Source organism: Pseudomonas sp. PDM27, assembly GCF_019219205.1.
GTDB lineage: Bacteria > Pseudomonadota > Gammaproteobacteria > Pseudomonadales > Pseudomonadaceae > Aquipseudomonas > Aquipseudomonas laurylsulfatiphila.
The window spans coordinates 1-22,698 of sequence record NZ_JAHUWF010000022.1 but is presented as its reverse complement, the minus strand read 5'-3'; the positions used below and the strand labels follow the sequence as shown (position 1 = coordinate 22,698).

Below are 22,698 nucleotides of genomic sequence, written 5' to 3'. Positions count from 1 at the left end.
CGCTCCCACATTTGTTTGGCGTCGACCAAATCCAGCCCACGACCAACATCCACTGTGGGAGCGAGCTTGCTCGCGATAGCGGCAGGACAGTCAGAATTGATGTCGACTGACACACAGCCTTCGCGAGCAAGCCCGCTCCCACACTGGTTGTGCGCTTACGTATCTCAGTGTGTACAGCCCCGCCCCAGACACACCCCGCACGCAAAACCCCACCCCAACGACACACCGCAGATACACCCCGTTGATGAAATACGCCGGTCGATTGGCCTGGCCGATCAAAGCGCTCAACTCACGGGGCATGCCCTTGCCGCGTCTCCCCGACCTGAAGGAGATCATCGTCCATGAACACCTCCATTTCCTCGGCCGTCAAAGGCCTGAACCTGAACCTCGACCGCGCCGGCAACTGGGTTGCGCCCCTGGCGCTGCGAGTGTTCCTTGCCTGGGAATTCCTCGAGTCGGGCCTGGAAAAATTCCACGGCCAGAACTGGTTCGCCGATATCCAGGAGCGCTTCCCGTTTCCGTTCGACCACCTTCCGGCGACGCTGAACTGGGAACTGTCGATGTGGGCCGAATTGATCTTCGCCATGACTTTGCTGGTGGGCCTTGGCACACGCTTCTCGGCGTTGAGCCTGATGGTGGTGACCCTCGTCGCCACCGCCGCCGTGCATTGGCCCGCCGACTGGCACACCCTGAGTGAACTTGCCCAGGGTTACGCCATCAGCAACAAGGGTTACGGCAACTTCAAGCTGCCCTTGATCTACCTGGTGGCCCTCACTCCGCTGCTGCTGTCCGGTGCCGGCAAGCTCAGCCTCGATGCCCTGCTGGCGCGTTACTTCTGGCGTCGCTGAAAAAAGGGGACTTCACCGGGACACACAGATCACGAAATATCTGTAGGAGCGAGCCTGCTCGCGAAAAACCTGAGAGCACCGCGGGGTGTCAGGCTCCCCGCATCATCGTTGCCCTCCATCGCGAGCAAGCTCGCTCCTACAGGTATCGGTGTTCCCCGCAATTGCCTGAACAACCTATCCAATCAATTCCTCCATCCCCGTCTGTTCGGCCAGCTTCGGATGCGCACTGCGTTCATGCACATGGGCGTGCGGTGTACGGTCAATCAGCAGGCTCAGCAGTTCCGGGCGACTGTAGTGGCCGCGGGAATCCATCATGCGTTTGCGCTTGTCGATCAGGCCCATGTCAAGGTCGGCGATCACCTCGCCTTCACCTTCCTGCACCGAGCCCAGCACCGTGCCATCCGGGCTGATGATCGCCGTATAGCAGCCGCCGGAGATCGGGCCGATGGCGCAGCCGGTATCCGCCATGATCTGCGCCTGTTGCTCGGGGTACAGCCATGCCGTGGAGTTGACCACAAAGCACGCGGCCTCCAGGGCATGCTGGCGAATGCTGACTTCCATTTGCGAGGCGAACAGGGGACCGGCAAACGACCCCGGGTACATCGCCGCATGGATCTGTTCGCCATCGGCCATCAAGGCATAACGGGCCAGCGGGTTGAAATGCTCCCAGCAGGCCAGTTGCCCGATGCGCCCTGCCGCACTGTCGACGGCCCGCAGGCCGGAGCCGTCGCCCATGCCCCAGATCATGCGTTCATGGTAGGTCGGGGAGATCTTGCGGCGGCGCTGGATCAGCGAGCCGTCGGCATCGAACAGCAACTGCGTGTTGTACAGCGTGCCGCCATCACGCTCGTTGACGCCGATGGACACGACCATGCCGACCTGCCTGGCCGCAGCGCCGATGGCATCGGTGGCGGGCGAAGGCACGGTGACAGCCTGGTCCAGCAGCTTGAGGTGTTCGGCGGCCATTTCGAACGGCGATTGCACGAAGGAAAAGTACGGGTAGTACGGAACGACGGTTTCCGGGAACACGGCGAATTGCACGCCTTGTTCGCCGAGTTCGAGAATCTTCTGCACCACTTTGTCGACGGTGCCTTCACGGCTGTAAAGAACGGGACTGATTTGTACGGCGGCGGCTTTGACGAAGGGCATGGCGGTGATCTCACTGAAGGAAAAGTTTCAACGAGATCCAGATTACACCCATCATAAAAAGGCTTGAATGTCGTATATACCACCTTTCAGGACATCAACAAATCAACCCCGACTGGCCCGCTGAATCACCTGCGGCGGCTGCCCGAACGCACGAATAAAAGCACGACGCATCCGCTCCCGGTCACCAAACCCCGTGTCCGTCGCCACCACATCGATGGAGTGCCGCCCGGTCTCCATCATCAACCGGGCCGACTCGACCCGCAGGCGTTCGATGGCCTTGGCCGGGGACTGGCCGGTTTCGGCATGAAACACCCGGCTGAATTGCCGGGGGCTGAGATTGGCCGCGCTGGCCAGCTCCTCGACCGACAGCGCGGACTTGAGATTCTGCCTGGCATAGTTCAGCGCGGCCTGAATCCGATCGGTCTTGGGGGCCAGTTCCAGCATCACTGAAAACTGCGACTGTCCGCCGGAACGCCGGTGGTACACCACCAATTGCCGCGCCACCTTGCGTGCAAGGTCGGCGCCCAGGTCCTGCTCCACCAGCGCCAACGCCAGGTCCACGCACGCGCTCATGCCCGCCGCCGTCCACAGATGACCATCATTGACGAAGATCCGGTCTTGCTCGACCTTCACGTTCGGGTACGCCTTGCGAAAGGCCGGCACATGCGCCCAGTGGGTGGTCGCCCGCCGACCATCAAGCAAACCGGCCTCCGCCAAGGCAATCGCCCCCGTGCAAATCGAGCCCAGGCGTCGGGTGCCGTGACTGGCGCGGCGCAAGAACGCCAGCATGCCCGCAGTGGTCGGGCGGATCAGGTTGTCGCCCAGGACCAGCAGCGTATCGAATGCGCGCTGGTCGAACGCTTCGGTCTGCACGGCAAAACCGGCGGACGTTTGCACCAGGCCACCCGGCTCGGACAACAAGGCAATGCGGTACAACGGCTCGTCACCGGCACTGTTGGCCAATTCGAAGGCGGCACACATGGCCAGGCCCAGAACCTGAAAACCGGGATAAACAATGAGTCCGATCTGGTGCATGGCGGTATGACCCTGAACGTGGCATGCCTGATATTCAGGCCAGGATCTGCACTCTAACCCGAACAGCCCGCACCGGACATCAAGATGGAGCGCCTCGCGCATTGGCCGATGGCGACGGATAATGAAGCGGTTTGCATCTCACCGAGGAATGGAAGGATGTCACTGACTCTTTATTTCCACCCGCTCTCGTCGTTCTGCCACAAAGCGCTGATCGCCCTCTATGAACTGGACATCGAGTTTGAGAAAAGGATTATCGATCTGGGCAACGACGCCGATCGGGCCGAACTTCAAGCGCTGTGGCCGATCGGCAAGTTCCCGGTGCTTCGCGATCACACCCGGCAAAAGAATGTGCCGGAGTCGAGTGTGATCATTGAATATCTGGACCGGCTTCATGCCGGCCAGGCACACCTGATTCCCCACGACTGGGAAGCCGCCCTGGAAGTGCGGCTGTGGGATCGCTTTTTCGACCTCCACGTCCAGGTGCCCATGCAAAAGATCGTCGCAGACCGCCTGAACGCCGCCAACGGCGACCTGACCCGCGAGCGCGCCGCGCTGACAACGGCGTACGGCCTGCTTGAACGGCAACTGGCGGCAAGCACCTGGGTGGCAAGTCCCGCTTTCAGCATGGCCGATTGCGCCGCCGCCCCAGCGCTGTTCTACGCCAGCACCCTCGTCCCCTTTGCCGACGATCATCGCCACTTGCGCGCTTATTTCGACAGGTTGACCGAAAGGCCCTCGGTCAAGCGGGTGATCGACGAGGCACGGCCCTGGTTTGCCTGGTATCCGTTTGCCGAGGCCATCCCGGAGCGCTTTCGCTAGAGGCACGCGCACAAAGACCTTGCGCGAGCCTTGGCTGCACGCGGGTTTGCAAGGGAGCATCCGGGACATGAATGACGAACGCAAAAAACCGGCGAATCGACGAATAACAACCGTCGGCCGAGTGTTTTCTGATTGAGCAGGAAGAAAAAATGGCAGGGGCGGCTGGATTCGAACCAACGCATGGCAGGATCAAAACCTGCTGCCTTACCGCTTGGCGACGCCCCTGTATCTGTTGCGATGAGTGCCAGGCACTCGCTTTCTTGAGTGGCAACAAGCGCTGTTGCCTGCTTGCGTGACAAGCTCCCTGAGGACCTGTGCAAGAGTGGGCGGCAATTTACCAACTTTTACCTCGTATGGGAAGCCCCAATAAAACAATTTGTTTTTTTAAAACAGACGCTTAGTGTTCAGCCGAGCCCCGGGGAAGTGGTCGGCGCACATTCGGCCCGATCACGTCTGCTACGCTTTTCCTTTAGGGGATGGAATCGGGAATCGTTTGCTCAACACCCCTCCTTTGTCATTTGAGGGCGCAAAATGTGAAAGGCAAATTGATGGGCACCTTTGCAACCATCCTGGTGGTCGGGGCCGCGATTTATGGACTGAACACCTGGGAACACATCGAGAGCCAGCGACAGGACGCGGTCTGCAGGGCCGCCCGGGAGCACCTCAATGGCCTGGAAACCCAGGCGCGGGCCCTGGCCTCCGGGTTGACGGTCGAAGCCTATGCCGAAGCCGAAAAAGCCGAGGCCGGCCAGCTGGTCCTGGCACTTGATACGGCCAGGAACGAAGCCGAGGTCAATGCCGTCATCGACAAGCACGCCGCCGCCATCGAAGCACAGATAACGGCCGAAGACGCAGAGGTCCACTCCCGCAGCGATCAACCCTTCCTCGGCCAGGAACTCAAGAAGCAACGCATCCCCACCGACATCAAACAGGAATTCAAACGAGCTGAAAAAGCCGTCCTCGAGACCTGTGGATAGCGTCGACTGCAACTCCGGCTTTGTCGCCAGCGTCTAGACTCCAGCAAGAGCAGGCTGCAACCAGACTCCGCGTTTAAAACAAAAAAAACTACAAACGAGGACGCCCAAACCTTGAAAATATCAACCCTGTGCGCCATGGCGGGCCTGCTGGTGTCGGTCACGGTGTCTGCCAACGGCGTCATTCCTGTCCTCGAACTGGACTTCACCCGGTCTGCGACGCAAACCCTGGAAAAAATCGGCATCAATGACGCGTGCATCATCGGCGCCTCGAGCCCCGTTGCGTTCACTTACTGCCGGGAAGGATCGTCGACACTCTGGAAGTATCAGGCACTGGATCTGGAACAGATGGCGGCGCTGCACAATGATGCAAAGCAGTCCGCGGCGGTCTACCAACCGATTTCCGTGGTGGAGTTCGGGAGTCCGGCCTGTGAACACGAGGGCAGCCTGGCCGCCACCGAAAAACGGGCAACGATACGCCGGCTGATCCTCGGCCTGATCGCCATGTCCCTGCTGATCGGCTTGCGCTACAGCTATCGGGCCATGCGGCACCGCCGCCAGGACCCCACCGCGTACTCGCAACCCCTTGAGCAGGCGTCGAGTGAATTTCAGGCAAGCGCACAGACAAAAGCCCTGGCAGCCTTTGGCCTCGCTGTTGCCGTGGCAGTCGTCTACTTCAATTACACGGGGTATTGAACAACAGGCGAGCGCGCCGTTGCGGCGCGCTCGCCGGTCACTCAGTGCGGTGCGCGCGGGATGGTCTTGAGCAGGTCTTCGGGGCTGATGTGACCGACCACGCTGCCCGGTTGCGGCAGGTTGAGGATGTGGCCCTTCATCTTGCCGATGATGTGCATCTCGCATGGCTTGCAATCGAACTTCAGCGTCAGCACTTCATCGCCGTGAATCAGTTGCATCGGCGCGACCTTGGTGCGCACGCCGGTCACGCCCTTGGCCTGTTTCGGGCACAGGTTGAAGGAGAAGCGCAGGCAGTGCTTGGTGATCATCACCGGCACTTCGCCGGCTTCCTCGTGGGCCTCGTAGGCCGCATCGATCAGCTTGACCCCATGGCGGTGATAGAAGTCGCGGGCCTTCTGGTTGTAGACGTTGGCCAGGAACGTCAGGTGTGACTCCGGGTACACCGGCGGCGGAGTGGTTTCGGCTTTACGGCTGCCGCGCGGGTGGGCGGCGACCCGCGCCTGGGTCAAGGCCTCGATCACCTCGCGGCGCAAGGCCTTGAGCTGCGAGTTCGGGATGAAGAACGCCTGCGGCGCATCCAGCTTGATATCGATGGCGTGGTACTGGGTGGTACCCAGCTGGCCGAGCAGATCCTGCAACTGCTCCAGCGCCTGCTCCGGCTTGTTGGCCGCGCCGAACGGGCCGGCCAGGGTAACGCTGGCGCTGATGCCCTCCTCGCTGGTCGCTGTCAGTTCCAGCTGTTCTTCGCGCAGGCGAGCGACCCAGCTCAGGGCGATGCGACGCTCGGCAGAGGTCCGTTGCAGCGCCTGTTGCCAGTTATGATCGAGATTGCGATTCAGCGGATGGTTGGGGCGCAGCTTGTACATCCCCTCCGGCATCTCGTTGGGCTCGACGCGATAGCGATAACGCTTCTCGCCGTCTTCCTCGAATTCGCCCTTGGGTTCGGCGATGTTGGCGCGGAAACCCACCACTTCACGCTTGACCAGCACGTTGAGGCCGTCACCGTTGGACAGCGGCTCGTGCGTCACGACCTGCATGTCACGCTTGGCGACCTTCTCGACCACACCCACCGGCAGACCGGTGAAGGTTGGCGAGTCAAAGGCGCCGATATCGATCTTGCGGTCAGTGACGAAGTAATCGGTGCTGCCACGGTGGAAGGTCTTTTCCGGGTCGGGCAGGAAGAAGTGCGCGGTGCGGCCGCTGGAAGCCCGGGCCAGGTCCGGGCGGTCTTCGAGGACGTCGTCGAGACGCTGGCGATAGTAGGCAGTGATGTTCTTCACATAGCCCATGTCCTTGTAGCGGCCTTCGATCTTGAACGAACGCACGCCCGCCTCGACCAGGGCGCGGATGTTGGCGCTCTGGTTGTTGTCCTTCATCGACAGCAGGTGCTTTTCGTAAGCGATCACCCCACCTTTTTCGTCCTTGAGGGTGTACGGCAGACGGCAAGCCTGGGAGCAGTCGCCACGGTTGGCGCTACGCCCGGTCTGCGCGTGGGAAATGTTGCACTGGCCGGAAAACGCCACGCACAACGCGCCATGGATAAAGAACTCGATGGCCGCGTCGGTTTCGTCGGCGATGGCGCGGATTTCCTTGAGGTTCAGCTCACGGGCCAGCACCAGTTGCGAGAAACCGGCCTGATCGAGGAACTTCGCCCGCTCCAGGGTGCGGATGTCCGTCTGGGTACTGGCGTGCAGTTCGATCGGCGGGATGTCCAGCTCCATCACACCCAGGTCCTGGACGATCAGCGCATCGACGCCGGCGTCGTACAACTGGTGGATCAGCTGGCGGGCCGGCTCCAGTTCGTTGTCGTGCAGGATCGTGTTGATGGTGGTGAAGATCCGCGCGTGATAACGACGGGCGAATTCCACCAGTTCGGCAATCTCGCTCACCTCGTTGCAGGCGTTGTGGCGGGCGCCGAAGCTCGGGCCGCCGATGTACACGGCATCGGCACCATGCAGGATAGCCTCGCGGGCGATGGCGACATCGCGGGCAGGGCTGAGCAATTCCAGGTGATGTTTGGGCAAAGACATAGTTTTTTTAGTCAGGCTTGTCACGGTCGAGGCGTGCATTGTAGCGGCGAAACGCCCGACCGGCACCCGTATGCTGCCGGGTGGCGTTTCGGGCAGGCCTGACCAGCCTCAATCCTGCATTTGATCGGCGTTGAGCAAAAATTTAGCCCACGTCCAACATCCCCCGTGGGAGCGAGCCTGCTCGCGAAAGCGGTGTGACAGCCAAAATTGATGTCGACTGACACGCCGCCTTCGCGAGCAAGCCCGCTCCCACAAAAGGTTTTATGTCGTACTCAGAATTTGTGCACAACAACATTCAACTGTGGGAGCGGGCTTGCCCGCGAAAGCGCTGGGTCAGTCAACACCTGTGCAAGCTGACACGCCGCCTTCGCGAGCAAGCCCGCTAACACAGTTGATCGGCGTTGACCACAAATCCAGCCCATGTCCCACAGGTTTTTGTGTGTTGCCGAGATCAGGCCTTGGCCGCCATCGCGGTCACTTCCACGCGCATGCCTTCCACTGCCAGCGAGGCAACCCCGACAGCTGCGCGCACTGGCCACGGCTTGGCGAAGTAGCGTTTGTAGACCTCGTTGAACGCGGCGCGGTCGGCCATGTCGGTGAGGTAGATGGTCAGGTGCATCACGCGGTCCATGGAGCTGCCGGCACGTTCCAGTGCAACCTTCAGCGCTTGCAGGGTGCATTCGCTTTGCAGGGTGATGTCGCCCAGCTCCAGACTGCCGTCGGCACGGGTCGGGATCTGGGTGGAGACCAGCACACCGCCGAAGCCGACGACGTCGGAGGAAATCGAGTCGGCATCGAGGTCAGGCGTAAAGGTCAGGTCGTGGTTTGCCATTGGAAGTTCTCTTGCTTGAATGGGTAAGGCGAGCGCCTTTTGCGCCGCCAGTTTACAGGGCCATTCCCGGCACGTCGCTAATCCGCAGCGTTCGACTGCGCATGAGCCGAGCCGTCGTCATTGCAAGGGCGAAAACTTCGCCGGCAGGTAGATCGTCGAGCACATGTCACGCAGTTGCGGGCCGGAGTTTTCCGGCGGCCAGGCGCCGTCGGCGACCGCCTGGGTGCGCACCTGCAAGCGCTGCTCAAGGCTGGGCCACGGCCAGATGTGCAGGTAACGCGGCAGCGCGCCGTCGGTGGCATAAAACGCCGCGTACACTGGCGAATACTGTTCGCTGGTCCGTGCTTCAATGGCGTTTCTCCAGCCGTCGAGTGTCGGCTGCAAGCCGCTGCTGACCAGGTCGTAAACGCGCAACTCATAGAACGGACCGTGCTGGCCGGCGCTCAAGGGTTCGAGGAAGGGAAACAGCGTGTAGTTTTCGATGCGCAGGTCGGTGATGAACTCGTTGACGCCAAACGCCCCGCCCCCCAGCAGGAAACGCTCGCGCTCTGCCTGCCTTGAGTGCTCGTCGGCATAGCCACGCAGCACGGCGATCTGGTTCAACGGGCCGATCTCCGAAGCCCAGCAACCCATCAACACCCCGCCGACTTCCGGCTTCGCCAACTCATTCTCGATACGTGCCAGTGCATCGGCCACCGTGCGCACCCGCACGGTAAAAGTGATCAGGTCAAATAAACGCATAACGACTCCGCCGACTTGATTGCCAAAAGCCCACAGCCTAAGGCAGCCCCTGCCGACGGGGTATTGAGACGAACCCCATCGATTACGGCATTTCCCCCAGTGTTCCAGGTGATTTCTTTACCCCGGGCAGCCATCGATCATTCACACAACGTGTTCAATGTCTTCACTCAATGGCGCTTGATGCAGGAATGGCGACGAATATGCTGTGGGTACGTTTCCGTGATCTCGCATGACAACAAGAGCCCACACCATGCACAGCCCCAGAACGCTCTACCAGAAACATATCGACAGTCACACCGTCTGCGCCCTCGACGATCAGGGCCATGTGCTGCTGTACATCGACCGCCAGGTCGCCAACGAATACACCAGCCCGCAAGCCTTCAGCGGCATGCGCGACGCAGGTCGCAAAGCCTGGCGCCCGAGCGCGACGCTGGCGGTGGTCGACCACGTCAACCCCACGGCGCCGACACGTATTGCCGCCATGCCGGACGCCGGCGGCGCCCGTCAGGTGTCCTACTTCGAAGAAAACTGCCGCGACTTCGGCATCGAACTGTTCGATGTGCTGGACAAGCGCCAGGGCATCGAGCACGTCGTGGCCCCCGAACAAGGCTTTATCCTGCCCGGCATGGTCGTTGCCGCCGGCGACAGCCACACCACCACCTACGGCGCCCTGGGTGCCTTCGGCTTCGGCATCGGCACCTCGGAAATCGAACACCTGCTGGCTTCGCAGACCCTGGTCTACAAGTGCCTGAAGACGATGCGGGTGACGGTCAATGGCCTGCTCGGGCCTGGCGTGACGTCGAAGGACATCATCATGGCCCTGATCGAGAAAATCGGCGCTTCGGGCGCCACCGGTTACGCCATCGAGTTCGCCGGCCCGGCGATCAGCGACCTCAGCGTCGAAGCGCGCATGACCATCTGCAACATGGCCGTCGAGGCCGGCGCCCGAGGCGCGTTCATGGCCCCGGATGACAAGGTTTTTGCCTACCTGCAACACAAGCCCCGCGCACCCCAGGGTCAGCTGTGGGAACAGGCCGTCGCAACATGGCGCGGCCTGCACAGCGACGAGGGTGCGGTGTTCGATCGCGAAGTCACTCTGGATGTCGCGACACTCGAACCCATGGTCACCTGGGGCACCAGCCCCGATCAGGCCGCACCGGTGGGCGGGCATGTGCCGGACCCGGCCGCGCAGCCGGACCTGATCCTGCGCCAGGGCATGCAACGCGCCTTGAACTACATGGGCCTGGAGCCGGGCATGCCGCTCAGCGACGTGGTGATCAGCCACGCTTTCATCGGCTCCTGCACCAATGCGCGCATCGAGGACCTGCGCGACGTCGCCCGTGTCGTGCGCGGCAAACGGGTGGCAGCCCACGTGCGGGCCATGATTGTTCCCGGTTCGACGATGGTGCGTGACCAGGCCGAAGACGAAGGATTGGCGCAGATCTTCCTCGACGCCGGTTTTGAATGGCGCCAGTCGGGTTGCTCGATGTGCCTGGCCATGAATGACGATGTGCTCGCCCCTGGTGATCGCTGCGCCTCAAGCACCAACCGCAACTTCGAAGGCCGGCAAGGCGCCGGTGCGCGCACCCATTTGATGAGCCCGGCCATGGTCGCCGCCGCAGCGATTACCGGGCACTTGACCGACGTGCGCACCTTCGCGCTGGAGGCTTGAACCATGCAACCTTTCGCTATCGTCAGCGGCAGCGCCGCCCCGCTCCTGGCCGCCAACATCGACACCGACGTGATCATGCCCAAGCAGTTCCTCAAAGGGATTGATCGCAAGGGCCTGGACAAGGGCCTGTTCTTTGACTTGAGATTCCTTGAGTCCGGCGCACCCGATCCGCGGTTCATCCTCAACCAACCGGCCTGGAGCGAGGCTGCGTTTCTGGTGGTGGGTGCCAACTTCGGCTGTGGTTCGAGTCGCGAACATGCGGTCTGGGGGCTGAAGCAAGTGGGCATCCGCGCACTGATCGGCACCAGTTTCGCCGGCATTTTCTACGACAATTGCCAGCGCAATGGGGTGTTGGCGATTCAGCTGACCGAGGAACAACTCAAGCAGATTGCCGCGTTGACCAGCAACCCGGCAACGGCTCGAATCAGCGTCAACCTGCCGGAGCAAACCATCGAACTGGCGGACGGCAACCTGATCCCGTTCGAGATCGATGAACTGCGCAAGCAATCGTTGCTGCTGGGGCTGGATGCCATTGGCACCACGTTGCAACGGGCCGAACAGATTCGCCAGTTCGAAACCCGGCACCTGGCGGAAAATCCATGGCTGGTCTGATAAGGATCCTGTAGGAGCGAGCCTGCTCGCGATGGTCGTTAACGATAACGCGTGCTTACTGGCTAAACGCGGCGCTCTTGAATCCATCGCGAGCAAGCTGACCTTCCTTGTAGGAGCTGCCGCAGGCTGCGATCTTTTGGCTTTTGACGGGCCCAAATCAAGATCAAAAGATCGCAGCCTGCGGCAGCTCCTACAAGGGGGGTGTGGTAAATGTAAAAAAACGGCTGCTGGGGCTCGATGCCATTGGCACCACGTTGCAACGGGCCGAGCAGATTCCTGTGGGAGCGAGCTCGCTCGCGATGGTCGTTAACGATAACGCGTGCTTACTGGCTAAACGCGGCGCTCTTGAATCCATCGTCGGATCGCCGCCCGGAGCAAGCTCGCTCCTACAGAGACAGATGACGAAAATATTCCTCCAGAAACTCGACACAAACCCGCAGCTTGGCCGACTGGCTCAGCCGCGTCGGGTATACCGCCCACACGTTGGCGCTCTGGGTGTAATCGTGCAGCACCTGCACCAGTCGCCCCTGCTCCAGCATCGGCTTCACATCCCACATCGAGCGCAACAGGATCCCGCCGCCACTCAAGGCCCACTGCAACACGATCTCACCGTTGTTGGAGGATAACGGCCCGCTGACACGCACCGATTCTTCCTGCCCGTCCTTCGTCAGGTTCCACAGGCCGAACGCGTTGTTGCGCTCCTTGAGCACCAGGCAATCGTGGTCTTTGAGGTCAGCCAGCGACTGCGGCACACCGCGCCGTTCCAGGTACTCGGGCGTCGCACACAGCACCCGCTGGTTGCTCACCAGTTTGCGCCCCAGATGCTGGCCCGGCAGGTCATCCCCCACGCGAATCTCCAGGTCGAAGCCCTCGCCAACGATATCGACCACGCGGTCGAACACGTCCAGGCGCAGCTCGAGCTTCGGATAGGTCTGCGACAGCTCGCAGATGGCCGGCGCCACATGGTTGCGGCCAAAACCGAAGCTGCTGCAGATGTGCAACGAGCCCATGGGCTGTTGCCGCGCCTCGGATATCTCGCCGACAAAATCATCGAAATCACCCAGCAACTTCTCCGCCCACACCCGCACCCGCTCGCCGTCGTCGGTCAGTGCGATGCGTCTTGTCGTGCGATGCAGCAGGCGGGTCGAGAGCGTGGTTTCCAGTACGGAAATGCGTTTGCTGATGTAGGCCGGCGAATACCCCAGCTCCTCGGCGGCGCTGGCGAAGCCGTTTTTCCGTACGACGGTGAGGAACACCTTGAGGTCTTCAGGCAAGGGAAATTGATCACGATTCGTGTTCATACGCCTCATACTTTTGCTGTTTATCGCGTCATTCGCGAAGGATAGCATCGATCTACCGAGTGGCAATCCATCCCCGGCCAACCGTGGTTTCTGAATCCTCGATAAAAACAACATGAGGAAAGCGCGACATGAACAAGCCCTACGAGCAAACCCTTAACGCCCCCGACGGCGGTTTCGTGCAACGCCTGCGCAGCCTCTGCGCCTACGAAATCGGCGTCATCCCGCTGCCGATCTTTCTCGGCATCGCGGTCATCGTTTATCTCTCGGCCCATCTGGGCTTCCTGCCCAAGAACATGATCGGCGGGCTCGCCGTGATCATGACCATGGGCGTGTTCTTCGGCCAGCTGGGCTCGCGCCTGCCGATCCTCAAGGAAATCGGCGGCGGCGCCATCCTGTGCCTGATGCTGCCATCGATCCTGGTGTTCTACGGCTTCTTCGGGCCGGCGACGATCGACGCCACCAAAATGCTCATGAAGGAAGCCAACTTCCTGTACTTCGTGATCGCCAGCCTGGTGGTCGGCAGCATTCTGGGGATGAGTCGTTTCATCCTGGTCCAGGGCATGCTGCGGATGTTCATCCCCCTGCTCGTCGGTACCCTGGCCGCCGTTGCCAGCGGGTTGCTGGTCGGCAAACTGGTGGGCTACAGCTTTCACCACACGTTCTTTTTCATCATCGTGCCGATCATTGGCGGCGGGATCGGCGAAGGGATCCTGCCCCTGTCGCTGGCCTACTCGTCGATCCTCGGCGGCACCCCGGATATCTACGTGGCGCAACTGGCGCCGGCCGCCGTGGTCGGCAACATCGCAGCGATCATCTGTGCCGGCTTTCTCGCGCGCCTGGCCCTCAAACGCCCGAACATCAATGGTGAAGGTTCGCTGATCCGCGCCAAGGACGAGAACGATAAATTCAAGGTCAAGGAAGACACCGGCTCCCTTGTCGACTTTCGCGTCATGGGTGCCGGGGTGCTGGTGATCTGCGCGTTCTTCGTCCTCGGCGGCCTGCTGGAAAAAGTCGTGGGCATTCCCGGCCCGGTGATGATGATCCTCGCAGCGGTGCTGTTTAAGTACCTTCGGGTGCTGCCGGAGAAACTCGAGAAAGGCGCCAACACCTTTTACAAACTGGTGTCGTCGGCCTTCATCTGGCCGGTGATGATCGGCCTGGGCATGCTCTACGTACCGCTGGACAGCGTGGTGAAAGTGTTCTCGGTCGGCTATGTGCTGGTGTGCGTCTCGGTGGTGGTGTCGATGACCGTGGCCGGCTTTTTCATTGGCAACCTGATGAAGATGTACCCCATCGAATCGGCCATCGTGACCTGCTGTCACAGCGGCCTGGGCGGCACCGGAGACGTGGCGATCCTCTCGGCGTCCAACCGCATGTCGCTGATGCCGTTCGCGCAGATTTCCACGCGCATCGGCGGGGCTTCGACGGTGATTCTGGCGACGATACTGTTGCGCCTGTTTGTCTGAAGTTCTCAACACACAAACCCTGTGGGAGCGAGCTTGCTCGCGATAGCGTTGTGCCTGATACATAGATGTTGAATGTACGACCGCAATCGCGAGCAAGCTCGCTCCCACAGGAGGTGCGGTGTTCAAACTATTAGCTGAACAGAACACCGGCCCCGTGCCGGTGTTTTGCATTGTGAGGCCGTTATCGGCCCAGCCGATTCAAACCTGCGAATTATCGATTTGTGCAGCAGTCCGTGGACCGCGAGCATGGCGTCACTTCCAACAACAAAAACCAAGGACCCGCCATGACCGCCCGATTTCACAACCCAGTGGATACCCGTTTCGGCTGGGGCAGCCTGCAAGAGCTGGCCGCCATCACCGAACACCAGAACGTTGCCGTCGTGACCTTTCCCGAAGCCCGTGGCCTGGGGCTGGTGGATCGCCTTCAAGCGTTGCTGGGCGAACGTCTGGTCTACGTGATCGAAGATGTCCAGCCCAATCCCGATGTCGCGCAACTGCGCGCGACCTATGAACGCTTCTGGCAAGAAGCCGGCGATTGCCATGCGGTGATTGCCGTTGGAGGCGGCAGTGCCATCGACACCGCCAAGGCGCTGATTGTCGGCACCGAGTCAGGCCACTTCGATGAGTTGCTCGCCTTGCTGGCCACCGGCAAACCCTTCGTTCCGGTACGCAGCAAACAGCTGATCGCAGCCCCGACCACGGCAGGCACCGGCAGTGAAGTCACGCCCTGGGCGACGATCTGGGACGCGGCCAACCACAAGAAGTATTCCCTGCACCTGGACTGTACCTGGCCAAAGGTCGCGATCATCGACCCGCAATTGATGCTCACGGTGCCGGCCAGCGTCACCGTATCCACAGGCCTGGATGCCTTGTCCCACGCACTGGAATCGATCTGGAACATCAACGCCAACCCGCTTTCCGACACCTTCGCCATCTCCGCCATCGAAGACATCCTCGAATGCCTGCCCTTGCTGCGGCGTGACCTGTCCAGCCAGGAACTGCGTTCACGGATGGCCCTCGCCGCACTCAAGGCCGGCATGGCGTTCTCCAACACCAAGACCGCGCTGGCCCACTCCATTTCCTATGAGATGACCTTGCACTACGGCTTGCCCCACGGCATCGCCTGCTCCTTCACCCTGCCACTGGTACTGGGCCTTGCCTGGGGCCACGACGCAACGCGTGACAAGACCCTGCAACGGGTTTTCGGGCCAGACCTGGATAAAGCCCAGGCCCGTTTGCGCGCCTTCCTGCACAGCCTGGATGTGAAAACCGAGTTCGCCGACTACGGCGTAACGGCCGAAGAGGCGCAAACCATGATCGACTTCGCCCTGCAGGGCGCGCGCGGCAAGAACTTCATCGGCTCACGAGCGGCCTAGGGCTCGACAGCCCCCCAAGACACTACACTGCCAGCGGCGTAACGAGCCGCGACGATTTCCTGCCGCACCTGAAAAAGAGTGCACCCTGCGACGCAACTCGCAGGGAACGAACAAGAATAAGGAAAAGATCATGAATCGTGCCCAAACCATGCCAGGTCTCGCCGTACACAGCGCATCGTTTCGCTTCGCCCAGTGGCGCATGCTGCTGGCGGCCATGTTTTGCTATCTGTTTTTCTATACCGGGCGACAAACGTTCGGTTTCGCCATTCCCGGTATCCAGGCCGAGTTCGGCTTTACCAAAGAGCACCTTGGCTGGGCATCGGCCGCCATGCTCTGGGCCTACGCGATTGGCCAGGCCATCAACGGCAACCTCGCCGACAAATTCGGTGGCCGACGCATCATGACCCTGGGCGCGGTACTGTCGTGCGGCGCTAACTGGGTGACGAGCTTCGCCAGTAACTTTGCCGCGTTGATTTTGCCCTGGGGCATCAATGGCTACTTCCAGGCATTGGGCTGGGCACCGGGCAGCCGGCTGATCTCCAACTGGTGGAGCGCGGGTGAACGCGGCAAGGTCTACGGCTTCTACGTGTTCGCGGCCGGCTGCGCTTCCGTTCTTTCCTACGTGACCTCGATCGTCGTGCTGGAAGTGATGCATCTGGAATGGCGCTGGATCTTCCGCCTGCCCGTATTGCTCATGCTGGCGGGCGGCATCATCTTCTACCTGGTAGCCCGCGAGCGCCCGCAAGACCTCGGATTCGAACCGCTGGCCGACACAGGCGTGGCCAACGCCGAGGACAAGAACCATGAGGTGGCGCACGGTGAAACCGAAACATCGGCGCAACGCTACAAAGCGGTACTGAAGAACTTTCGCCTGATCATCGCTGCCGTGTCCCTGGGGTTCCAGAACGCTGCCCGCTACGGTTTGATCGTCTGGGTGCCGGTGCACTTTCTGGGCGCCAACTGGAAAAGCGGCGACAGCATGATCGATCCGAAATGGATCACCGTGGCCCTTCCGGTCGGCATGGCCATCGGCGCGCTGAGCAACGGCTGGATCTCGGACAAGCTGTTCGGCTCCAAGCGCTACCTGGCGATCATGCTCTACATGTTCCTCGGTGCGGCCACCAGTCTGTGGATGTGGACCCTTGCCCCCCACAGCGCGACCGGCCTTGTGGCGTTGTTCCTCTGCGGTTTCTTCGTGTACGGCCCCGCTTCCAGCTTCTGGGCACTGTGCCCGGACCTGGTGGGTGCCAAGCGCGCCGGCACGGCGACCGGCGTGATGAACTTCTCTTCCTATCTGTTCGCCGGCCTGGCGGAACCGCTGATCGGCAGTATGCTCGACAGTACCGGCAACACCTCGCTGATCTTCATCGTGGTCACCAGCGCCTGCCTGTGCAGTGCGATTGTCGCGTTGTTCATCAGGCGTTGATGGGCTGGCACGGCAGGTTGAATCGAAGCGCGGCTTCTGAACAGGATCGTCTATGTACCAGTACCACAAGTGGCTACGTTCATTTCACGCGGTGGCCAAGACCGGCAGCTTCACCCTCGCCGCCGAGTACCTGAGCGTCGGCCAGCCCACGGTCAGTGAGCAGGTCAATGCCCTGGAGAAGAAGTTTTCCGTGGAGCTGTTCCATCGCCGCGGCCGCTTTATCGAAATGAGTGCCGCCGGGCACCAACTCTATGCGATCACCCAGGGCCTGTTCGGCCAGGAGGATGAAGCCGTGCAACTGCTGCAGAGTTTCAAGCAACGCAAGACCGGCATGCTGCGCCTGGGCGCGGTGTCCCCGCCCATTGCGATGAACCTGACCTACGAACTGATGCAGCGGCACCCGGACATCGAGCTGGAAACCTCGTTTTCTCCGGAAAAAGAGACCCTGGATCGCCTGTTCAACTTCGATATCGATGTGGCGATCCTGGCCCTGTCCGAATTCGACCAGCGTTTTGACACGCAGCTTTACCGGCGCTACCCGATCATTGCGGTGGTGCGCGAGGACCATCCCTGGGCCCGGCAGAAAGAAGTACACGTCGAGCAGATCAGCGAAGAGAAATGGGTGCTGCGGGAAAAAAGCTCCCGCACTCGCCAATTGGTAGAGGAAAGCTGCAAGCGCCTGGGCGTCGCCCTCAATTGCGTCATGCAGTTGAACAGCCGCGAGGCCATCGTCCATGCCATTGCCAAGGGCATCGGTATCGGTTTCGTCTCGGCCGTCGAGTACGCCGAAACGCCCGGCACCAAACCGATCACCTTCGTCAATCACCCGTTTTCCATCGACTACCACCTGTGCTGCCTGGGCATTCGCCGAAACCGGCCGATGATCGCGGAGCTGTTCGACTCGAGCCCAACGCCGGCCACCTGATTTCGACTCACCCTTGAGCAATCCACAGGCCTACTTCCTGGTGACAGGAGGGACGGCCTGCCCACAACAAAAAATGGAGAAATACCATGAACTACCAACAACCGACCCAACTGCAAGCCGTGGTCCTGGACTGGGCCGGCACCGTTGTCGATTTCGGCTCCTTCGCCCCCACGCAGATTTTCGTCGAAGCCTTTGCCGAGTTCGGCGTCGCCGTTTCGCTGGAAGAAGCCCGGGGCCCGATGGGCATGGGCAAGTGGGATCACATCCGCACCCTGTGCAATCAGCCGCAGATCGCCGAGCGCTACCGTGCCGTGTTTGACCGCCTGCCGACCGATGACGATGTCACCGCACTGTACGAACGCTTCATGCCGCTGCAGATCGAGAAAATCGCCCTGCACTCGGCCCTGATTCCCGGCGCCCTGAACACCATCGATGCCTTGCGCGACAAGGGCCTGAAAATCGGTTCCTGCTCCGGTTACCCGGCCGTGGTCATGGAAAAAGTGGTCGAACTGGCGCGGCACAATGGCTACGTGGCGGACCATGTGGTGGCCACCGACGAGGTGCCGAACGGCCGCCCCTACCCGGCCCAGGCCCTGGCCAACGTGATTGCCCTGGGGATCAGCGACGTCGCCGCCTGCGTCAAGGTCGACGACACCTGGCCCGGCATTCTCGAAGGTCGTGCCGCCGGGATGTGGACGGTTGCGCTGACCTGTTCCGGCAATGCCCTGGGCTTGACCTACGAGCAATACAAGGACCTGCCTTCCGACAGGCTGGACAGTGAGCGGGCCCGCATCGTCAAGATGTTCGAAGGCTCCCGCCCGCACTACCTGATCGACACCATCGTCGATCTGCCGGCGGTCATCGAAGACATCAATGCCCGACTGGCCCGGGGCGAAACACCGCAAGGATCCTGAACGGATTCAGCCGTCAAGCGGCCGTCCCACGGGCGGCCGCCTCACCTGAAAAAATCACTCGGCGTCTTACCGAACTGCTTCTTGAACATGGTCGTGAACGCGCTCGGGCTGTCGTACCCCAGCTCCCCGGCGATGTCGATGATCTTCTCCCCGACGGCGATGCGTTCCAGCGCCAGCAGCAGGCGCGCCTGCTGGCGCCATTGGCCGAAAGTCATGCCGGTTTCCTTGCGGAAGCGACGCTGGATGGTTTTGGCGTCGAGACTCAACCGCGCACTCCAGTCCGACAGCGTCGAGCCATCCCCAGGGTCTTGCTGCAACGCGCGACAGATCTGGTTGATCCGTTGATCGGTGGGCTGCGGCAGGTTCAAAGGCAAGGTCGGCAGAATCGTCAGTTCATCCAGGATCAGCCGCAGCACCCGGGCTTCCCGCGAGTCCGGATCGCCATTGAAATCGAAATCCACCGAGACCTTGATCAGCTCACTGAGCAACGCGGACACACTCACCGCGCGGGTTTCGGCGGGCAGGTCCGGGCACGCGCCGGGGTGCACAAACACGCTGCGCATCTTGATCGGCCCGACACAGCGAATCCAGTGCACGACCCCACTCGGCATCCAGATGCCACGGCTCGGCGGCACCGTCCATTGGCTGGTGGCGGCGTGCACCACCATCACGCCTTCGATGGCATAGATCAGTTGATGTTTCTCATGGGAATGCGGCGCGATGAACCAGTTTTCCGGGTAGTCGGTCGCACTGCTGCGAACACTCCAGCCGCCCTGGTCGATCTCCGCAAGAAATGTCTGCAATGGCTTGATCATGACGCCCTTTTTGCGATGGTCTGCGCCCGAGTTGCGCGAGACGGGCGACTTTGTGGGCCATAGGATAACGCCGAACCCTGAAATTGGCTGCGCCTTGCGTTCGCGGCTCGCGTTTTTTATCCGGAAACTGCCTATGTCGACCACCACCCTCAGCTCGCCCTCACCCACCGTCTCGGTCGCCAGCCAGGCCAGCCCCCTGGTCATGCGCGTGATCGGCGCCTGTGCGCTGGCGCACCTGATCAACGACCTGATCCAGGCCGTGCTGCCGTCGATCTACCCGATGCTCAAGGCCACTTATGGCCTGAGCTTCACCCAGGTCGGCCTGATCACCCTGACCTTCCAGCTCACCGCCTCACTGCTGCAACCCTGGATCGGCTTCTACACCGACCGTCATCCCAAACCGTGGCTATTACCGGCCGGCATGGTCTGCACCCTGATCGGTATCCTGATGCTGTCGATGGTCGGCAGTTTCCCGGCGATTCTCGTGGCCTCGGCGCTGGTGGGGGTTGGCTCGTCGACCTTTCACCCGGAGACCTCGCGGGTGGCGCGCCTGGCCTCGGGCGGTCGCTACGGCCTGGCGCAGTCGACCTTTCAGGTCGGCGGCAACGCCGGCAGCGCCTTCGGCCCCTTGCTGGCCGCCGCGATCATCATTCCCTATGGCCAGGGCAACGTCGCCTGGTTTGGTCTGTTCGCGGTGTTCGCCATCCTCGTGCAATACGGCCTGAGCCGCTGGTATCGCAATCACCTGAACCTGTTCAAGCTCAAGCAAGGCAGCAAGGCCACCCACGGCTTGTCGAAACGGCGGGTGACCTTCGCCCTGGTGGTGTTGGCGCTGTTGGTGTTTTCCAAATACTTCTACATGGCCAGTTTCACCAGTTACTTCACCTTCTACCTGATCGAGAAATTCGACCTGTCGGTGGCCAGTTCGCAGCTGTACCTCTTCCTGTTCCTCGGCGCCGTCGCGGCGGGTACGTTCTTTGGCGGCCCGATCGGCGACCGGATCGGCCGCAAGCGGGTGATCTGGTTCTCGATCCTCGGCGCAGCGCCGTTCACCCTCGCCCTGCCCTACGTCGACCTGTTCTGGACGGGCGTGTTGAGCATGATCATCGGCTTCATCCTCGCCTCGGCATTCTCGGCCATCGTGGTCTTCGCCCAGGAACTGGTGCCCGGCAACGTCGGCATGATCGCCGGGGTGTTCTTCGGCCTGATGTTCGGTTTCGGCGGAATCGGTGCTGCGCTGCTTGGGCATCTGGCGGATATCCATGGCATCGAGTACGTGTACACGCTGTGTTCGTACCTGCCGCTGCTGGGAATTCTCACCATACTGTTGCCGTCTACTGGACAACGCCCGTCGGGAGCGTGAATAGCCATCAGGAGGAAACCCCCATGAAAATCGTAGTCACCAGCGTACTCGTCGATGATCAGGCCAAGGCACTTGCCTTCTACCGGGATGTGCTCGGTTTTGAACTCAAGCACGACATTCCCATGGGCGAACACCGCTGGCTGACGCTGACGTCCCCCGGCGATCCCGATGGCGTCGAGCTGCTGCTGGAGCCCAATGCCCACGGCGCGGCAAAAACCTTCCAGAGCGCGATCAAGCAGGACGGCATTCCCTGCACGTTTTTCGGCGTCGATGATGTGCAGGCCGAGTATGCCCGGCTCAGCGCCGCCGGCGTGCAGTTCACCCGCCCGCCGACGGTGATGGGACCGGTCACCCTCGCGGTACTGGACGACACCTGCGGCAACCTCATCCAGATCGTCCAGCACCACTCAACCGCCTGATCACTTTTGCTACCAGCCCTGTAGCACTCGGTAACACCAGGCCCCAATGCGGTGCGTCTTTTAAACGCCTTGCCGTGCGCCACCCCGCTCCACACGGGGCCACCCGCCATGGCGTACTTTGTGCATCCAAAGGCCATCCTCTTCTGCCTGTAGCCGCCATGCGCCCCAAGGAACTGAAACTCTGGACCACCGGAGTCGCCCACCTGCTCGACCTGCCTGCCGGGCATGCGCGGCTGTCGGGGTTGAGCCACTGGCTTCGACAAATCTGCCCGGTCGATCATTTCGTGTTGTTTGTCTATGAAGGCAATCACCGGCCACTGGCGTTGTTCGATACGTTTTCGGCGGACAAGCGCGCGGTGTACGTCGACGACTACCAGTGCGGGCCTTACCTGCTCGACCCCTTCTACCTGGCCTGCACCCGCGGCCAGGCACCGGGACTGTGGCGTCTGCGCCAGTTCGCCCCCGACCATTTCTACCTTGGCGAATACTTCCTGACCTATTACCAGCAAACGGGGCTGGCCGAGGAAGTGGCGTTTTTCGTCGAACTCGGCAACGGCGCCACGGCGGTGCTGTCGCTGATGCGCTCCAGTGCCAGTTGCGCCTTCAACCGGGACGAAATGCAGTTGGTCGAATGCGCGCAAGCGGTGGTCGAACAGGTCATCAATGAAGCCTGGCGCTTGCGCCAGGCCCAGCAACCGCGACCGGCGCAAGACCTGGACTTCAAGATCCGCGAAGCCTTCGACCACTTCGGCGCGCACATCCTCACCGGGCGCGAACAGGAAATCGTTCAACTGTTGCTGCGCGGCCACTCCAGCGCGTCGGTGGCCGAACAACTGAACATCAGCCCCGGCACGGTGAAGATTCACCGCAAGAACATCTACGCCAAGCTGGGGATTGGCAGCCAGTCGGAGTTGCTGGGGTTGTTTATTCGGGAGCTGACGGAGGATCCGTTGCAGGCGCCCGGCCTCAAGTTGCAAGCCTGATACCTGTTGGTATACGCATATCCCTGTGGGAGCGAGCTTGCTCGCGATTGCGGCCATACATTCAACATCCATGTGTCTGACACACCGCCATCGCGAGCAAGCTCGCTCCCACAGGTCTGTCGGTGATCCGGAGATTGTGGTCAGGGCGGATCTAGCTGATCCTGCTCCCCTGGGCTCAAGCTGCAAGCCTGATACCTGTCGGTAAGCAGAAAACCCTGTGGGAGCGGGCTTGCCCGCGATAGCGGCAGCACATTCAACATTGATGTGTCTGACATACCGCCATCGCGAGCAAGCTCGCTCCC

The 22,698-nt window shown here is 61.3% G+C and carries 21 protein-coding genes and 1 tRNA gene; 14 read left to right on the top strand and 8 right to left on the bottom strand.

Annotated features, from left to right (window positions below):
- The first annotated feature begins 341 nt into the window (after positions 1 to 341).
- Positions 342 to 848, top strand: a complete 507-nt coding sequence (locus tag KW838_RS29110; RefSeq protein ID WP_102702701.1) for a DoxX family protein — start codon at positions 342 to 344, stop codon at positions 846 to 848.
- Positions 849 to 1,022: 174 nt separating this feature from the next.
- Here KW838_RS29110 and KW838_RS29105 read toward each other — a convergent pair whose 3' ends face one another.
- A complete protein-coding gene (locus KW838_RS29105) occupies positions 1,023 to 1,997 on the bottom strand; it encodes a carbon-nitrogen hydrolase family protein (protein WP_218504358.1) in 975 nt (324 codons plus the stop codon).
- A 102-nt stretch (positions 1,998 to 2,099) separates the two neighbouring features.
- Entirely contained in the window at positions 2,100 to 3,032 is a 933-nt protein-coding gene (locus KW838_RS29100; RefSeq protein WP_218504357.1) for a GlxA family transcriptional regulator, read from the bottom strand.
- A 156-nt stretch (positions 3,033 to 3,188) separates the two neighbouring features.
- On the opposite strand from KW838_RS29100, the gene KW838_RS29095 reads away from it, so the two are divergent.
- A complete protein-coding gene (locus KW838_RS29095) occupies positions 3,189 to 3,851 on the top strand; it encodes a glutathione S-transferase family protein (RefSeq protein ID WP_218504360.1) in 663 nt (220 codons plus the stop codon).
- A 150-nt stretch (positions 3,852 to 4,001) separates the two neighbouring features.
- Here KW838_RS29095 and KW838_RS29090 read toward each other — a convergent pair.
- Positions 4,002 to 4,076 (bottom strand) — tRNA-Gln (locus KW838_RS29090).
- 323 nt (positions 4,077 to 4,399) lie between these two features.
- Between KW838_RS29090 and KW838_RS29085 the strand changes: the two genes are divergently transcribed.
- Together KW838_RS29085 and KW838_RS29080 are read left to right on the top strand one after the other, a co-directional pair.
- The gene (locus tag KW838_RS29085) at positions 4,400 to 4,828 is read left to right on the top strand and encodes a hypothetical protein (RefSeq protein ID WP_102702705.1); all 429 of its coding nucleotides are present in this window, start codon (positions 4,400 to 4,402) and stop codon (positions 4,826 to 4,828) included.
- 111 nt (positions 4,829 to 4,939) lie between these two features.
- On the top strand, positions 4,940 to 5,521 hold the full coding sequence (locus KW838_RS29080) for a hypothetical protein (RefSeq protein WP_256359002.1): 582 nt from the start codon (positions 4,940 to 4,942) through the stop codon (positions 5,519 to 5,521).
- 41 nt (positions 5,522 to 5,562) lie between these two features.
- On the opposite strand, the gene KW838_RS29075 is transcribed toward KW838_RS29080, so the two are convergent.
- The 3 genes from KW838_RS29075 to KW838_RS29065 all read right to left on the bottom strand — a co-directional run bounded on the left by KW838_RS29075 (position 5,563) and on the right by KW838_RS29065 (position 9,124).
- The gene (locus tag KW838_RS29075) at positions 5,563 to 7,551 is read right to left on the bottom strand and encodes a U32 family peptidase (protein ID WP_102702707.1); all 1,989 of its coding nucleotides are present in this window, start codon (positions 7,549 to 7,551) and stop codon (positions 5,563 to 5,565) included.
- A 451-nt stretch (positions 7,552 to 8,002) separates the two neighbouring features.
- A complete protein-coding gene (locus KW838_RS29070; protein WP_007980523.1) occupies positions 8,003 to 8,383 on the bottom strand; it encodes a RidA family protein in 381 nt (126 codons plus the stop codon).
- Positions 8,384 to 8,500: 117 nt separating this feature from the next.
- Complete coding sequence (locus KW838_RS29065; protein WP_218504356.1) at positions 8,501 to 9,124, bottom strand: NIPSNAP family protein; 624 nt, start codon at positions 9,122 to 9,124, stop codon at positions 8,501 to 8,503.
- 250 nt (positions 9,125 to 9,374) lie between these two features.
- Between KW838_RS29065 and leuC the strand changes: the two genes are divergently transcribed.
- Entirely contained in the window at positions 9,375 to 10,796 is a 1,422-nt protein-coding gene (gene leuC / locus KW838_RS29060) for a 3-isopropylmalate dehydratase large subunit (RefSeq protein WP_218504355.1), read from the top strand.
- A gap of 3 nt (positions 10,797 to 10,799) precedes the next feature.
- Positions 10,800 to 11,408, top strand: a complete 609-nt coding sequence (leuD, locus tag KW838_RS29055; RefSeq protein ID WP_102702710.1) for a 3-isopropylmalate dehydratase small subunit — start codon at positions 10,800 to 10,802, stop codon at positions 11,406 to 11,408.
- A gap of 386 nt (positions 11,409 to 11,794) precedes the next feature.
- Here leuD and KW838_RS29050 read toward each other — a convergent pair whose 3' ends face one another.
- Positions 11,795 to 12,709, bottom strand: a complete 915-nt coding sequence (locus KW838_RS29050; RefSeq protein WP_218504354.1) for a LysR substrate-binding domain-containing protein — start codon at positions 12,707 to 12,709, stop codon at positions 11,795 to 11,797.
- Positions 12,710 to 12,837: 128 nt separating this feature from the next.
- Here KW838_RS29050 and KW838_RS29045 point away from each other — a divergent pair, with 128 nt between their 5' ends.
- From KW838_RS29045 to phnX, 5 genes are all read left to right on the top strand, one after another.
- Complete coding sequence (locus KW838_RS29045; RefSeq protein ID WP_102702584.1) at positions 12,838 to 14,175, top strand: 2-hydroxycarboxylate transporter family protein; 1,338 nt, start codon at positions 12,838 to 12,840, stop codon at positions 14,173 to 14,175.
- A gap of 284 nt (positions 14,176 to 14,459) precedes the next feature.
- On the top strand, positions 14,460 to 15,551 hold the full coding sequence (gene psrA, locus KW838_RS29040) for an iron-containing alcohol dehydrogenase PsrA (RefSeq protein ID WP_218504353.1): 1,092 nt from the start codon (positions 14,460 to 14,462) through the stop codon (positions 15,549 to 15,551).
- A 130-nt stretch (positions 15,552 to 15,681) separates the two neighbouring features.
- Positions 15,682 to 16,977: an MFS transporter gene (locus KW838_RS29035; protein WP_102702582.1), complete on the top strand. Its 1,296-nt coding sequence runs from the start codon at positions 15,682 to 15,684 to the stop codon at positions 16,975 to 16,977.
- A gap of 52 nt (positions 16,978 to 17,029) precedes the next feature.
- Complete coding sequence (locus KW838_RS29030; protein WP_007980564.1) at positions 17,030 to 17,902, top strand: LysR substrate-binding domain-containing protein; 873 nt, start codon at positions 17,030 to 17,032, stop codon at positions 17,900 to 17,902.
- Positions 17,903 to 17,988: 86 nt separating this feature from the next.
- The gene (phnX, locus tag KW838_RS29025; protein WP_102702581.1) at positions 17,989 to 18,816 is read left to right on the top strand and encodes a phosphonoacetaldehyde hydrolase; all 828 of its coding nucleotides are present in this window, start codon (positions 17,989 to 17,991) and stop codon (positions 18,814 to 18,816) included.
- Positions 18,817 to 18,857: 41 nt separating this feature from the next.
- Here the strand turns inward: phnX and KW838_RS29020 are convergent, their stop codons facing one another.
- Positions 18,858 to 19,631, bottom strand: a complete 774-nt coding sequence (locus KW838_RS29020; protein ID WP_218504352.1) for a helix-turn-helix domain-containing protein — start codon at positions 19,629 to 19,631, stop codon at positions 18,858 to 18,860.
- A 133-nt stretch (positions 19,632 to 19,764) separates the two neighbouring features.
- On the opposite strand from KW838_RS29020, the gene KW838_RS29015 reads away from it, so the two are divergent.
- The 3 genes from KW838_RS29015 (at position 19,765) to KW838_RS29005 (ending at position 22,396) form a co-directional block, all read left to right on the top strand.
- Complete coding sequence (locus tag KW838_RS29015) at positions 19,765 to 20,994, top strand: MFS transporter (RefSeq protein WP_218504351.1); 1,230 nt, start codon at positions 19,765 to 19,767, stop codon at positions 20,992 to 20,994.
- Between the two features lie 23 nt (positions 20,995 to 21,017).
- Positions 21,018 to 21,413: a VOC family protein gene (locus tag KW838_RS29010; protein ID WP_095967263.1), complete on the top strand. Its 396-nt coding sequence runs from the start codon at positions 21,018 to 21,020 to the stop codon at positions 21,411 to 21,413.
- 158 nt (positions 21,414 to 21,571) lie between these two features.
- On the top strand, positions 21,572 to 22,396 hold the full coding sequence (locus KW838_RS29005; protein ID WP_218504350.1) for a response regulator transcription factor: 825 nt from the start codon (positions 21,572 to 21,574) through the stop codon (positions 22,394 to 22,396).
- Positions 22,397 to 22,698 lie beyond the last annotated feature (302 nt).